Annotated in this window: 9 protein-coding genes and 1 pseudogene; 7 read left to right on the forward strand and 3 right to left on the reverse strand. The window is 67.4% G+C overall.

The genetic code is table 11. The features are described 5' to 3' along the window. The first annotated feature begins 14 nt into the window (after positions 1-14). From GD429_RS18110 to GD429_RS18120, 3 genes and pseudogenes are all read left to right on the forward strand, one after another. On the forward strand, positions 15-1073 hold the full coding sequence (locus tag GD429_RS18110) for a LysR substrate-binding domain-containing protein (protein WP_415748941.1): 1059 nt from the start codon (positions 15-17) through the stop codon (positions 1071-1073). A 69-nt stretch (positions 1074-1142) separates the two neighbouring features. Beyond that, positions 1143-1400: a type II toxin-antitoxin system Phd/YefM family antitoxin gene (locus GD429_RS18115; protein WP_227791676.1), complete on the forward strand. Its 258-nt coding sequence runs from the start codon at positions 1143-1145 to the stop codon at positions 1398-1400. Further along, a pseudogene (locus tag GD429_RS18120) lies at positions 1400-1779 on the forward strand (type II toxin-antitoxin system VapC family toxin). Before GD429_RS18115 ends, GD429_RS18120 begins: the two are co-directional and overlap by 1 nt. Before the next feature lie 21 nt (positions 1780-1800). Here GD429_RS18120 and dapA read toward each other — a convergent pair. Continuing rightward, on the reverse strand, positions 1801-2694 hold the full coding sequence (gene dapA, locus GD429_RS18125) for a 4-hydroxy-tetrahydrodipicolinate synthase (protein ID WP_152858568.1): 894 nt from the start codon (positions 2692-2694) through the stop codon (positions 1801-1803). A 452-nt stretch (positions 2695-3146) separates the two neighbouring features. Between dapA and GD429_RS18135 the strand changes: the two genes are divergently transcribed. Continuing rightward, entirely contained in the window at positions 3147-4166 is a 1020-nt protein-coding gene (locus GD429_RS18135; protein ID WP_152858571.1) for a sulfate ABC transporter substrate-binding protein, read from the forward strand. A 192-nt stretch (positions 4167-4358) separates the two neighbouring features. Beyond that, positions 4359-5321, forward strand: coding sequence for an ion channel (locus GD429_RS18140; RefSeq protein ID WP_152858574.1), 963 nt, complete (start codon positions 4359-4361; stop codon positions 5319-5321). Positions 5322-5358: 37 nt separating this feature from the next. On the opposite strand, the gene GD429_RS18145 is transcribed toward GD429_RS18140, so the two are convergent. After that, a complete protein-coding gene (locus GD429_RS18145) occupies positions 5359-5973 on the reverse strand; it encodes a glutathione S-transferase family protein (RefSeq protein WP_152858577.1) in 615 nt (204 codons plus the stop codon). A gap of 193 nt (positions 5974-6166) precedes the next feature. On the opposite strand from GD429_RS18145, the gene GD429_RS18150 reads away from it, so the two are divergent. Together GD429_RS18150 and GD429_RS18160 are read left to right on the forward strand one after the other, a co-directional pair. Then, the gene (locus GD429_RS18150; protein WP_152858580.1) at positions 6167-6724 is read left to right on the forward strand and encodes a DapH/DapD/GlmU-related protein; all 558 of its coding nucleotides are present in this window, start codon (positions 6167-6169) and stop codon (positions 6722-6724) included. Between the two features lie 2107 nt (positions 6725-8831). Beyond that, entirely contained in the window at positions 8832-12404 is a 3573-nt protein-coding gene (locus GD429_RS18160) for an indolepyruvate ferredoxin oxidoreductase family protein (protein WP_152858586.1), read from the forward strand. Positions 12405-12490: 86 nt separating this feature from the next. Here GD429_RS18160 and GD429_RS18165 read toward each other — a convergent pair whose 3' ends face one another. Next, positions 12491-14158, reverse strand: a complete 1668-nt coding sequence (locus GD429_RS18165) for a Na+/H+ antiporter (RefSeq protein ID WP_152858589.1) — start codon at positions 14156-14158, stop codon at positions 12491-12493. Positions 14159-14316 lie beyond the last annotated feature (158 nt).

Consider the following 14316-nt stretch of genomic DNA (forward strand, 5'->3'; position numbering starts at 1 on the left):
ACAGGATGGTTGACGTGCCCGGACAAGACATTCCCCGTGGCGGCGACGAGCCGCTCGCAATGGCCGATGCCGCGCATGCCCGGCCCAACTTCGACGTGGCGGCGCTGCGCAGCCTCGTCGCGGGCGTGGATCTCGGCAGTTTCGCGAAGGCGGCCGACCGCGTCGCGCGCTCGTCGTCGGCGGTGAGCGCGCAGATCCGCAAGCTCGAGGAGCAGGCCGGCACGCCGCTGTTCGTGAAAGCCGGGCGCGGGCTCGCGCTGACCGACGCCGGCGACGCGATGCTGCGCTATGCGCGGCGGATGATCGAGCTGAACGACGAGGCGGCCGCGGCCGTGCGCGGCGTGAATCTCGACGGCTGGGTGCGCGTCGGGCTGCAGGAGGATTTCGGCGAGGCGATCCTGCCCGACGTGCTCGGGCGATTTGCGCGCGCGCATTCGAAGGTGAGGATCGAGGCGCGCGTGGCGCGCAATGCCGAACTGCTCGACCGGCTCGATGCGAACCAACTGGATCTCGCACTCGTGTGGGGCGACCCGGCGTCGGCGGCGCTCGTGTCGCGGGCAGGGATCGACAGCGAAGCGATCGCGCAGGTGCCGATGCAATGGATCGGCGCGGTGGGCGCGGGCGGGTTCGGGATGCCGGACGGCGGCGGGGAGGGCGCGGAAGACGATATGGCAGCGATTGCGCGCCGCGAAACGGGCGGCCGTGCCGTGCGCGCGCCGGGCGAGCCGCTGCCGCTCGTCGTGTTCGACCGGCCGTGCCGGTTCTTCGGCGCGGCGACCGATGCGCTCGACCGCGCGAGCGTGCCGTGGCGCGTCGCGTTCACGACGCCGAGCCTCGCCGGGCTATGGGCGGCGGCGGCGGCCGGCCTCGGGCTGACGGTGCGCTCGCACTACGGGCTGCCCGCGTCGGTGCGCGTGCTCGACGCGTCGTCGTCCGGGCTGCCGGAACTGCCGAGCCTGCCGCTGATCCTGCTGCGGCGCACGTCGTCGGCAACGCCGACCGTCGACCGGCTCGCGCGGATCGTGACGCAGGCGGTGCGGGACGCGACGGAGGGGGCGGTGCTGGCGGCCTGATACCAATCGACAGGCATGCGTTCGCCTGGACGTTCGGCCTATTGGAGCAACGGGGCGAATGTCGCGACAATGGTGGTCACTCAATGGATGGAGCTCAACATGCAAGTCGCAAGCCTCCAGGAAGCTTCGCTCGATCTGCAGCGGCTGGTCGATGCCGCGATCGCCGGCGAACGCGTCGTGATCATGCAGGACGGCAAGCAGTCGGTCCGGCTCGTGCCGCTCAGGCCAATTCATTCATTCGGTGCCCTCGAGGGGCAGATGTGGATCGCCGATGACTTCGACGCACCGCTTTCCGCCAAAGAGCTTGCCGCGTTCGTAGGGAAGTAATGAGGCTGCTCTTCGATACGCACATCTTTCTGTGGGCGCTGGCGAATGATCCGAAACTGAGCGTTCGTGCGCGTAATCTGATCACGCTGCCGACGAAGTGTCCATCGGCAGCGCGAGCATCTGGGAAGTGGCGATCAAGGCAGGGAAGGGAAAGCTGGACGTCGATGTGGATCGGTTGGTCGAAAGGATCAACACGAGCCAGTACCGCGAACTGCCGGTTCGGGCCGCACACGGCGCGGCCGTGCGCCATCTGCCCCACTATCATCTCGACCCGTTCGACCGGTTGCTCGTCGCGCAGGCGTGGTACGAACCGCTGCTGCTCGTCACCGCGGACGGCCATCTTTCGCAGTATGGCGCGTCGCGGATTCTGACGGTCTGAAACAGTTCTCGGAGCGAAATCCTACGCTGCGGCGACAGCTTGCGCAGACGCTTCCAGTTCCGCACAAAGCATGGCCAACCGCTCCCGCAACCCCTCGCTCGCCGGCACGAACGGCAGCCGCAACCCGTCCTCGCACCACCCTTGCGCGGCCAGCACGGCCTTCACCGGCGCCGGGTTCGGCTCCGCGAACAGCGCCGCGACGAGCGGTTGCAGCGCGACCGACAGGCGCCGCGCATCGGCGAGCCGTCCGTCGCGCAGCAGCGCATGGATGCGCACATGCCATTCGGGCAGCACGTGCGCGCTGCTCGCGATCGCGCCGTGCGCACCGGCGCACAGCGCCGCGAAGTTCTGGTTGTCGTCGCCGGACAGGATCGCAAGCGGCGTGTCGTGCACGAGCCGGCTCATCCGGTCGAGCGTGCCGCCGCATTCCTTGATGCCCGCGACGCGCGGGTCGCGCGCAAGCGCCTGCAGCGTCTCCAGTTCGACGTTCACGCCGGTGCGGTACGGGATGTTGTAGACGAGCGCCGGCAGGTCGGCCGCGTCGACGATCGCCTCGACATGGCGGCGGATGCCGTCCTGCGTCGGCCGCACGTAGACGGGCGGCGTGACGAGCAGCCCGTCGGGCCGTAGCGCCGCAAGTTCGCGCGCGCGTGCCGCCGCGACATGCGTCGCGCTCGCGGTCAGCCCGACGACGACCGGCAGGCCAGGCGCCGCGTCGCGCAGCGTCGCGAACACGGCGTCCTGTTCGCGCGCGTCGAGCAGCACGCCTTCACCGGTCGTCGCGCCCGCGACGAAGCCCGCGATGCCCGCGGCCGCATAGTGGCGCGCGAGCCGCGCGAGGGCCGCATGGTCGACCTCGCCGCGGTGGAACGGCGTGATGATCGGCAGCCAGATACCTTCGAAACGTGTGTGCATGAAAAGCCTCATGGTGGAAACGGAGTGGGAAGGAACCGTTCCGCCGGCGGAGTGCCGGAACGAGGCATGCGGGCAAGGAGAAAGAAACGACCTGCGGGCATCCCGTCCGGCATTCGCCTGACGGGACGCGACGTCCCCGTCAGTCGAGGAGTCGTTTTTTCAGTTTCAGCCCGGCCGCGCGCGCACCTGCCGCGACGGCGGCGAGGATCGAGAACGAGCGCAGGGCAGCGGACATGGATGAACCGTGAAGTGGGCTGAGCGGCGATCTTAACATCGGATCTGGCGCGCACGCGAGCGTCCGCCGCCGTTTAGCACGATTCGAGATTTGCTTTCCACGACTGATTGGAAGGCGCACCGTGCCCGGCCGCTAGAATGCCCGCTTACGTTTCGATGACAGCGCGTACGCGTGCCGTCACGCACATTCACTACCACTGGAAACGGGGCATATCACGATGGCAAGCATCAAGGGGATCGGTCGCTGGCTGCACACGGGCGCGGCGGCGGCGCTCGTCGTGGCGGCGACGGCTGCGCACGCGGACACGTCGATCCTGAACGTGTCGTACGACGTGACGCGCGAGCTGTACAAGGACATCAACACGAGCTTTGCCGCCGCCTACAAGCAGAAGACCGGCGAGACGGTCGCGCTCAAGCAGTCGCACGGCGCGTCGAGCGCGCAGGCGCTGTCGGTGCTGCAGGGGTTGCAGGCCGACGTCGTGACGATGAACCAGCCGAACGACATCGACCTGCTCGCCGAGCGCGGCCAGCTGCTGCCGAAGGACTGGCGCGCGCGCTTCCCGGACAACAGCTCGCCGTACTCGACGACGATGGTGTTCCTCGTGCGCAAGGGCAACCCGAAGGCGATCAAGGACTGGAGCGATCTCGCGAAGCCGGGCGTCCAGGTGATCATCGCGAACCCGAAGACGTCGGGCAACGGCCGCTACGCGTACCTGGCCGCGTGGGGCTTCCAGAAGCAGAAGGGCGCGACCGACCAGCAGGCGCTCGACTTCGAGAAGGCGATCTTCCGCAACGTGCCGGTGCTCGACTCGGGCGGCCGAGGCGCCACGACGACGTTCACGCAGCGCGGCATCGGCGACGTGCTGGTCACGTTCGAGAACGAAGTCGCGCTGATGGACACCGGCGCGTCGGGCGCGCAGTTCGACGCCGTGTATCCGTCGGCGAGCATCCTCGCGGAGCCGCCCGTCGCCGTCGTCGACAAGGTCGTCGACAAGAAGGGCACGCGCAAGGTCGCGCAGGCGTATCTCGACTACCTGTACACGCCGGAAGCGCAGGAGATCATCGCGCGGCACCATCTGCGCCCGCGCGACGCGAACGTGCTGAAGAAGCATGCGGCCGAGTTCAAGTCGCTGAAGACGTTCAGCGTCGAGCAGGTCTTCGGCAGCTGGGCGAACGCGCAGAAGACCCATTTCGCCGACGGCGGCACGTTCGACCAGGTGATCGTCGACCGGAAGTGATAACGGCGCGCTCCGCGCGCTGGTCCGCACGATGACGATGCAGCCGGCCGCTTTCATGCGGCCGGTTTTTTTCGACGCTGCGCGGCCGCACGCGTCAGGCGGCGCGGCAAATTTCCATTCCGAATCGGCACGCATTCCCGGCCGCCGCCGCGCGTGCTACGCTCATCGCCTCCCTGAAACTGGCACTGCGCGATGAACGTCGATTCGTCCTCCCCCGCCTCCCGCGGCCGTGGCCGCAAGATCTGGTCGGGCACCCGCCCGGTGATCGCGTACGGGATGCCGCCGCTCGGCTGGCGCGATTTCTATCACCGCGCGCTGACGGTGAGCTGGCCCGTGTTCTTCCTGTCGCTCGCGGTGCTGTTCCTGCTGCTCAACGGCGGCTTCGCGATGCTCTACATGCTGGGCCATGCGCCGATCGCGAACCAGTCGCCGGCCGGGTTCGGCGGCGCGTTCTTCTTCAGCGTCGAGACGCTCGCGACCGTCGGCTACGGCGACATGCATCCGCAGACTACTTATGCGCACCTGGTCGCGACGCTCGAGATCTTCGTCGGGATGTCGAGCATCGCGCTGGCCACGGGGCTCGTGTTCGCGCGGTTTTCCCGGCCGCAGGCGAAGATCCTGTTCGCGCGCTACGCGATCGTGCGGCCGCTGAACGGCCGGATGACGCTGATGGTGCGCGCCGCGAATGCACGCCAGAACGTGATCGCCGAGGCGCAGGCGAAATTGCGGCTGATGCGCGTCGAAGGCACGCACGAGGGCTACTCGCTGCGCAAGATCCACGACCTGCCGCTCGTGCGCAGCGAGCATCCGATCTTCCTGCTCGGCTGGAACCTGATGCACGTGATCGACGAATCGAGCGCGCTGTTCGGCGAGACACCCGAATCGCTCGCCGCGCGCGATGCGTCGCTGCTGATCACGATCGAGGGCTCGGACGAAACGACCGCGCAGGTCATGCAGGCGCGGCACTCATGGGCGCATGGGGAGATCCGCTGGCGTCATCGTTATGTCGACCTGATGCACGACGAAGACGGCGTCACGCACATCGACTACACGCATTTTCACGACATAGTGCCGGTCGACATCGAAACCGACGAGCGCGGTTCGCCGGGCGTGGTGGTCGAAGCGGGCGCCGCGGCGCAGGGGCCGGCTGCGTAGGTATGCTCGCGGGGCGGCGGGCGCCGCCCCGCATGCGTCAAGCGTGCAGCAGACGCGCCGCTTCGCGTTGTTCGATCGCGACCGCGCGGCGGAACGCGTCGCGGTCCTCGGCTCGCGCGACGTAGTCGCCGAGCACGCCTTCGTGCGGCAGCAGATGCGCGTCGAACGCGATCTTCAGCGTGCTGGCGAGCAGCAGGTCGGCTGCGGTGAAGCGGTCGCCGACGAGCCAGGGGCTATGGGCGAGCGTCTGCGCGAGCGCGCGCTGCACGCGCGTGATGTTGCCCCAGCCGAACGCGACCGGATTGCCCGACGCGCCCGTGAATTTCTCGGCCATCGCCGGTTCGAGGCAGGTCGGCGTGAAGAACATCCATTGGAGGAAGCGGCCGCGCAGCGGATCGTCGGGCGCGACGCCGAGCCCGGCACCCGGGCAACGGTCGGCGAGATAGAGCAGCACGGCACCCGATTCGGCGAACGGCGCGCTGCCGTCGTCGAGCGCGGGCAGCTTGGCCATCGGGTTGACCTGCACGAACGCGTCGCTGCCCTGTTCGTGCGAGCGCAGGTCGATCGGCACGAGTTCGTACACCACGCCGATTTCCTCAAGCATCCACAACGCCCGGAACGCCCGGGTCTTCGGCCAGTAGTAGAGCTTCATCGTGCCTCCGCGTTTGGGTGCAGGTAGGGTCCGGTGGATGCTCAAGCGTACCCGAGCAACGCGGGTTCGACAGCGGTTTAATGAGTGACTAGTTATATAAAAACTAGTCATAAATTCGAATCAAGAATCTCGGTGCAGATCAGCGTGACTGCGATGCACCGCCGGTTCGACCGTTCAGGGAGACAAGCAACGAATGGCAAACGACGATTGCACCACGATCATTCCGCGAAGAACGCCGGAATCGGCGGCCATGGTGGCCGAGGTCAAGCGAGCGATGGCGATCACCGCGCGGCTCAACCGCCTGACGTTCGACGATGCGGCAGACGTCCGCGCGTTGTTCAGCGAACTGATCGGCACGCAGATGGACGACGGTTTCGTGCTGATTCCGCCGTTCCATGCAACGGGCGGCGCCGGCATGAAGATCGGGCGCAACGTGTTCGTCAACCAGAACTGCACGTTCTACGACCTGGGCGGGCTCGAGATCGGCGACGACGTGATGATCGGGCCGAACGTCAGCCTCATCACGTCCGGCCATCCGGTCGAACCTTCCCGGCGGCGCGACTTTGTCATCGCGAAGCCGATCGCGATCGAACGGAACGTGTGGATCGGCGCGGGTGCGACGATCATCGGTGGCGTGACGGTGGGCGAGAACTCGGTCGTCGCGGCCGCGGCCGTCGTCACCAGGGACGTTCCGTCGAATACGCTGGTCGGCGGCAATCCGGCAACGGTCATCCGTTCGATCGCCGAGTGAGGCTGCCCGGGAGCGTGTGTCGGCTTGAGTGAGCGCAATGGGACGGATGTGGACAACTCATCCCGAGGCGACTCGAAACGCTGTGCATTCGAATGGTGAGGGTGCCGCCGAGGCTGTCCAGACAGGGCTTTCCGGCTATAGCCCGAATGCTGCGCGTTGATGCGCTGACCGCTTTCGCCGATGTGCCGACGAACGCTTCTTCGCACGATCCGTTGTGGATATCCACACATCGAAACGACTCGGCACCCTGTGCATTTCACCGGTGAGGATGACCGGATGCCCCGCAATACATGAGGAGGGTTGTGGATAACCGACCCACGGAACGACGCGAAATGCTGTGGAATTCAGCGGTGAGTGTCGGCGTCCGACCGCGCGACGTGCCTGCTCCGGCGCGGCTTCCCGGCCTTTGGTGTGATTCGGAGCGCTGCGCATTCTAGCCGAACGCACGCAAGCGTGACCGAACCGCGCGTGCGTGGCGACGTGGATATCCGGTTCGGGAAGCCAATCGAAGGGCCGTGCATTCTAACGGTGAGCGCGGGTAAGTGGTCCGTGGCGAGCAGATTTCATTGCGCGCGCCAACCTCCTCAAGCGACTCGACGCGCAGTGCAATTCAATGGTGAGCGTGAGTGTGCCATCGGCGGACAGCCGGTCAAGGCGCGGCCGTTCGGCCGACAACGCCGTCTGAAGCGCCGCGCATTTCAGGCCCGGGAGCGAGCACGCCGTCGAGGGCAACGCGGATTCCCGTGTGGATATCCGGCCAACCAAACGACTCGCGTGGCTGTGTATTTCGAAGGTGAGTGTCGACGTCCGATTGGATAGCGTGCCGATGCCGGCGTGGACTTCCGGTCATCGCGGCCCTTGGAAACGCACTTTCATGGCTGATCAAAGGATTCGCGTCCATGTGGATATCCGCCTCTCCAGGCCAGTCGAAGCGCTGTGATTCTCAACGGTGAGGGTGCGTGCGGGACCGGTCAGCAGAGCCGGTTCGGGCGTGGACAACTACCACCGCAGCCACTCGAAGCGCTGTGGTTTTCAACGGTGAGGGTGCGCGCGAGACCGGTCGGCAGAGCCGGTTCGGGCGTGGACAACTACCATCGCAGCCACTCGACGCGCTGTGATTCTCAACGGTGAGGGTGCGTGCGAGACCGGTCGGCAGAGCCGGTTCGGGCGTGGACAACTTCCACCGCAGCCACTCGAAGCGCTGTGGAAGCGCTGCGATTTTCAACGGAAAGGATACGCTTGAGACCGGACGACAGAGGCAGTTCGGACGGTGGACAACGACCACCGCAGTCACTCGACGCGCTGTGATTCTCAACGGTGAGGGGGCACACGAGACCGGACGGCAGAGCCGAACCGGGCGGTGGACAACTACCACCGCAGTCACTCGAAGCCCTGTGGTTTTCAACGGTGAGTGCGGGCCTGCGATTACCCATCGTGCGTGCTCCGGTGTGATTATCCGGCCGGCGAACCCACTCGCGATCCTGTTTATTCGATCGGTGAGGGTGAATCGCGGATCGACGAAATCAGCCGATGCCGATGTGGATATCCACCGTCGAAACCCACTTGGCACGCTGTGAATTTCAACGGTGAGCGTCGGCGCCCGAGCGAACCGGATACCGATCACGGACGTGGATATCCCGGCCCCGACGCCACTCGAAACGCTGTGCATTCGAACGGTGAGCGCGCGAGCCCGATCGGCCGAAGGGTGCGGGATTGTGGACATCCCGCGCCCCCGACCAATCGGAAGGCTGTGCATTCCAATGGTGAGGGTGACCGCCTCGGACCGCCGAATCCCTTGTCACACGGGGCGCGAGCCCCGCCGCCGCGCCGGCCGGTTGCCTGCGGACCGGCACCGGTTGTTCCGGCAACCCACCCGGCCGTCCCGACACCCCGCCAATCCTGCTCCAGCACCGCGCGCGAAAACTCTCTCAAATCCCGGTAAAAAGCTGCGCAGTTTTTCTCGCTACGGGCCCGCCCGAGCAAGAAGAGAAAAAACATTCTCGTCTGCGCGCGAAAAAATAGAGGCATTCGCTGCCGGCGCCCACACGTCGCCCGACGCCCCGCCGCGCAGCCTAGAACAGAACAGCACAATCAGGAGACATCCCCCATGACCGCCCGCTTGCCCATCGACGGCACGCCTGCCCTGTCCGACTACCGCCTGACCGACAACCTGACCGCGACGCGCGGCCGGATCTTCCTGACCGGCACGCAAGCGCTGGTCCGCCTGATGCTGATGCAGCGCACGGTCGACACCGAACAGGGGCTCAACACGGCCGGCTTCGTCAGCGGCTACCGCGGCTCGCCGCTCGGCATGGTCGACCAGCAGTTGTGGAAGGCGAAGAAACTGCTCGACGGCAGCGGCGTGCGCTTCCTGCCCGCAATCAACGAGGAACTCGGCGGCACGGCCGTGCTCGGCACGCAGCGTGTCGAGGCCGATCCCGAGCGTACGGTCGAGGGCGTGTATGCGATGTGGTACGGCAAGGGCCCGGGCGTCGATCGCGCCGGCGACGCGCTGAAGCACGGCAACGCTTACGGTTCGTCGCCGCACGGCGGCGTGCTGGTCGTCGCGGGCGACGACCATGGCTGCGTGTCGTCGTCGATGCCGCACCAGAGCGACTTCGCGATGATCGCGTGGCACATGCCGGTCGTGAACCCGGCGAACATCGCCGACATGCTCGAATTCGGCCTGTACGGCTGGGCGCTGTCGCGCTACTCGGGCGCCTGGGTCGGCTTCAAGGCGATCTCGGAAACGGTCGAGTCGGGTTCGACCGTCGACCTCGACGCGCTGCAGACGCAGTGGCCGGCACCGGCCGGCTTCACGCCGCCGGCGGGCGGCCTGCACAACCGCTGGCCCGACCTGCCGAGCCTCACGATCGAGGCGCGCCTCGCCGCGAAGCTCGACGCGGTGCGCCATTTTGCGCGCACCAACAGTATCGACAAGTGGATCGCGCCTAGCGCGCAGGCGAACGTCGGTATCGTCACCTGCGGCAAGGCGCACCTCGACCTGATGGAAGCGCTGCGCCGTCTCGACCTGACGGTGGCGGATCTCGACGCGGCCGGCGTGCGGATCTACAAGGTCGGCCTGTCGTATCCGCTCGAGATGACGCGTATCGAGACCTTCGTCGACGGGCTCGCCGAAGTGCTCGTGATCGAGGAGAAGGGCCCGGTCATCGAGCAACAGATCAAGGACTACCTGTACAACCGCACGGAAGGCTCGCGCCCGCGCGTGCTCGGCAAGCACGACGCGCAAGGCGCCTGCCTGCTGTCCGAACTCGGCGAGCTGCGCCCGTCGCGCATCCTGCCGGTGTTCGCCGAATGGCTCGCGCGGCACAAGCCGGCGCTCGACCGCCGCGAACGCGTCGTCGATCTCGTCGCGCCGCAGATCCTGTCGAACGAGGCCGACGCGGTGAAGCGCACGCCGTATTTCTGCTCGGGCTGCCCGCACAACACGTCGACGAAGGTGCCGGAAGGCTCGATCGCGCAGGCCGGCATCGGCTGCCACTTCATGGCGTCGTGGATGGAGCGCGACACGACGGGGCTGATCCAGATGGGCGGCGAGGGCGTCGACTGGGCCGCGCACGCGATGTTCACCAACACGAAGCACGTGTTCCAGAACCTCGGCGACGGCACCTACTTCCACTCGGGCATCCTCGCGATCCGCCAGGCGGTCGCCGCGAAAGCGAACATCACGTACAAGATCCTCTACAACGATGCGGTCGCGATGACGGGCGGCCAGCCGGTCGACGGCAGCATCTCGGTGCCGCAGATCGCGCGGCAGGTCGAGGCGGAAGGCGTGTCGCGCTTCGTCGTCGTGTCCGACGAACCGGAGAAGTACGACGGCCATCACGGGTTGTTCCCGAAGGGCACGACGTTCCATCACCGCAGCGAGCTCGACTCGGTGCAGCGCGAGTTGCGCGAGACGCCGGGCGTCACCGTGCTGATCTACGACCAGACCTGCGCGGCCGAGAAGCGCCGCCGCCGCAAGAAAGGCGAATTCCCCGACCCGGACAAGCGCCTGTTCATCAACGACGCGGTGTGCGAAGGCTGCGGCGATTGCGGCGTGCAGTCGAACTGCCTGTCGGTCGAGCCGCTCGAGACGCCGCTCGGCCGCAAGCGCCGCATCGACCAGTCGTCGTGCAACAAGGATTATTCGTGCGTGAACGGCTTCTGCCCGAGCTTCGTGACGGTCGAAGGCGCGGCGCTGAAGAAGGCCGCGGGTGCCGCATTCGACGAAGCGGCGCTCGCCGCGCGCGTCGACGCGCTGCCGGTGCCCGCGACGCATCTCGATGCGGCGCCGTTCGACATGCTCGTGACGGGCGTCGGCGGCACGGGCGTCGTGACGGTCGGCGCGCTGATCAGCATGGCCGCGCACCTCGAAGGCAAGAGCGCATCGGTGCTCGACTTCATGGGCTTCGCGCAGAAGGGCGGCTCGGTGCTGTCGTTCGTGCGGATCGCCGCGAACGACCGATGGCTGAACCAGGTGCGCATCGACACGCAGCAGGCCGACGTGCTGCTCGCGTGCGACATGGTCGTCGGCGCGAGCGCCGAAGCGCTGCAGACGGTGCGTCACGAGCGTTCGCGGATCGTCGTCAACACGCACCGGATCCCGAACGCGTCGTTCGTGCAGAACCCCGACGCGAACCTGCATGCGGACGCGCTGCTCGAGAAGATGCGTCACGCGGCCGGCGACGGCTACCTGTCGAGCTGCGACGCGCAGGCGCTCGCCGCGAAGTTCCTCGGCGATTCGATCGGCGCGAACATCCTGATGCTCGGCTACGCGTGGCAGCTCGGCCTCGTGCCGGTGTCGCTCGCCGCGATGATGCGCGCGATCGAGCTGAACAACGTCGCGGTGCCGATGAACAAGCTCGCGTTCTCGATCGGCCGGATGGCGGCCGGCGATGCGGCAGGGCTCGATGCGTTGTGGAACGCGCGTCACGCGGTGGCCGCACAGGTCGCGCCGGAAACGCTTGCCGAACTGATCGCCGATCGCGAAGCGCGTCTCGACGCGTACGGCGGCGCGCGCTACGTCGAGCGCTACCGTGCGCTCGTGAACGCGGCGGCCGCGAAGGGCGACGACGCGCTGACGCGCGCGGTCGCGACGACGTTCTACCGGCTGCTCGCGGTGAAGGACGAATACGAGGTCGCGCGGCTTTACACGGACGACGCATTCCGCACCGCGCTCGAAGCGCAGTTCGAAGGTGTGCCGGGGCAGGCCTATCGCGTGAAGTTCAACCTCGCGCCGCCGACGATCGCGAAGGCCGGTCGCGACGGCGGCGTGCCGAAGAAACGGGTGTTCGGCCAGTGGATGTGGCCGGTGTTCGGCATGCTGGCGCGCGTGCGCAGCCTGCGCGGCACGTGGCTCGATCCGTTCGGCCGCACCGTCGAGCGCAGGATGGAACGGGCGCTCGCCGATGACTACGAGACGACGCTCGCCCGTGCGCTCGCCGCGACGACAGCCGGCAATGCGGTGCAGGTCGCGCAGCTGGCCGACCTGCACGCCCGCGTGCGCGGCTTCGGTCACGTGAAGGTGCGCAACCTGGCTGGCGTGAAGCGCGCGGAGCGCGAGCTCGCGCTGCAGCTCGGCATCGACGCGGCGACGAGCGCGGCCGTGCAGCACGCGCTCGACGAAATGAAGGGCGCCGGAATGCTGAAGGGGATTCCGGTCGTCGTCGCGAAGTAGCGCGAACGCGGGCGAATGTGAAAACGGCGACGCTTCGGCGTCGCCGTTTTTTTATGGGTGGTTGCTTCCGGGCATCGAGCCGCCCGTCAGAGAATGCCTTTCTTGCGCGTCGACAGCGCGGTTTCCGACAGGTCGATCTCGCGGATCAGCTTCGTCAGCGTCTCGTCCGAAATCTTGCTGTCGCTGCGCAGCCGGTACAGCACCGAGCGCTCCGCGCGGATCGCGGCGATCCGCATCTGCAGTTCCATCGTTTCGCTCTGCTTCGCTTCCGCGCGCGGCGTGGGGCCGTCCTCGGCGAGCGCGGCGAGCCGGCGGCGGTACTGGTCCATCACGCGCGCGGAGATGTCCGCGCAGCGCGCGGCGCCCGATTCGTCGAGATCGGCCGAGATCGCGTCGTGCGACGAGTCGATCGCGCGGATCGCGGCCTGCGCGGCGGCCGCGCGCGCGGTGCGCTCCTCGTCGGCGAGCGGGTTGCGCGACGAGCGCACGCCGCGCAGCAGCAGCGGCAGGCCGATCACCGCGACGACGAGCGAGCCGAGGATCACGGCCGACGCGACGAAGATCGCGGTGTCGCGCCCCGGTAGCGGCGCGCCGTCGGCGAGTGCGACCGGGATCGACAGCACGCCGGCGAGCGTGACCGCGCCGCGCACGCCGCCGACCGTCATCACCGCGATCGTGCGCACGCCGGCCATCGTGCCCGCGAGGCCCTGGCGCGCCGCGCGGCGGCTCGCAATCCAGCGCAGCAGCCAGACCCACAGAAAGCGGATCGCATACAGCGCGATCATCATCGCGCACACGTTGAAGATCATCCGGCCGACGAGCGCGTCGCTCGTATGGTGCGCGTCGACGAGCGCGCGGCCGATGATGTGCGGCAACTGCAGCCCGAGCATGATGAACACCATGCCGTTGAACACGAACTCGATCATCGCCCACGTGCTTTCGGCGCGCACGCGCGACGCGACGGTGCTTTTGCGCGAGAAGCTCGTGTAATTCATCATCATCCCCGCCGACACGGCCGCGAGCACGCCCGACAGGTCGAGGTGCTCGGCGAACAGGTAGGCCGCGAACGGCACGAGCAGCGTCATCACGATGCCGGGGGCCGGATCGCCTTCCTGCTCGGCGTTCAGGAAGCGCGTCGACAGCGCGCTGAACACCCACGACACGATCGCGCCCGTCGCGAGCCCGCCGGCGGCGACGATCACGAACGTGACCGACGCGGCGCGCAGCGAGAACACGCCGGTCAGCGCGGCCGCGATCGCGAACTTCAGCGCGACGAGGCCCGACGCGTCGTTCATCAGCGCCTCGCCTTCGAGGATGTGCATCAGTTGCGGCGGGATCCTGCCACGGCCGGCGATGCCCGACAGCGCGACCGCATCGGTCGGCGACAGCACGGCCGCGAGCGCGAACGCGATCGGCAGCGGCAACTCGGGAATCAGCCAATGCGCGAAGTAGCCCACTGCGAGTACCGTCATGAATACGAGCCCGAATGCGAGCATCAGGATCGCGCGGCGCTGCAGGTACAGCTCGCGTTTGGGAATCCGCCAGCCGTCCGCGAACAGCAGCGGCGGGATAAACAGCAGCATGAAGATTTCGGGATCGAACGTGACGTGCAGGTTGAACTTCGGCCACGCGAGGATTGCACCGAACGCGATCTGCATCAGCGGCAGCGGCAGTTGCAACGGCAGGATGCGGGTGACGGCGCCGGACAGTGCGACGGTCAGCAGCAGGATCAGGACTGTGAAGACGATTTCCATCGATACGGCGAATACGGGGAATGAAACGATCGTACGGAGTGTAGCGTGCCGCTGTGACGGCTGCGCTCGAGCGGCCGGTGCGTGCGCACGAAAATGGTGCGCCGGATGCGCGCCACGCTGGTGCGGCAGCCCCGCGCACCCGCGCGGCGTATGGGTTG

Source organism: Burkholderia sp. BE17 (assembly GCF_009362305.1).
Classification (GTDB): domain Bacteria; phylum Pseudomonadota; class Gammaproteobacteria; order Burkholderiales; family Burkholderiaceae; genus Burkholderia; species Burkholderia pyrrocinia_C.

Bases quoted from the DNA above. Each gene is read 5' to 3' on its own strand.
- GD429_RS18140 (WP_152858574.1), top strand. From the start codon at position 4,359: ATGAACGTCGATTCGTCCTCCCCCGCCTCCCGCGGCCGTGGCCGCAAG.
- GD429_RS18165 (WP_152858589.1), bottom strand. From the start codon at position 14,158: ATGGAAATCGTCTTCACAGTCCTGATCCTGCTGCTGACCGTCGCACTG.
- GD429_RS18115 (WP_227791676.1), top strand. From the start codon at position 1,143: ATGGTGGTCACTCAATGGATGGAGCTCAACATGCAAGTCGCAAGCCTC.
- GD429_RS18135 (WP_152858571.1), top strand. From the start codon at position 3,147: ATGGCAAGCATCAAGGGGATCGGTCGCTGGCTGCACACGGGCGCGGCG.
- dapA (WP_152858568.1), bottom strand. From the start codon at position 2,694: ATGCACACACGTTTCGAAGGTATCTGGCTGCCGATCATCACGCCGTTC.
- GD429_RS18145 (WP_152858577.1), bottom strand. From the start codon at position 5,973: ATGAAGCTCTACTACTGGCCGAAGACCCGGGCGTTCCGGGCGTTGTGG.
- GD429_RS18160 (WP_152858586.1), top strand. From the start codon at position 8,832: ATGACCGCCCGCTTGCCCATCGACGGCACGCCTGCCCTGTCCGACTAC.
- GD429_RS18150 (WP_152858580.1), top strand. From the start codon at position 6,167: ATGGCAAACGACGATTGCACCACGATCATTCCGCGAAGAACGCCGGAA.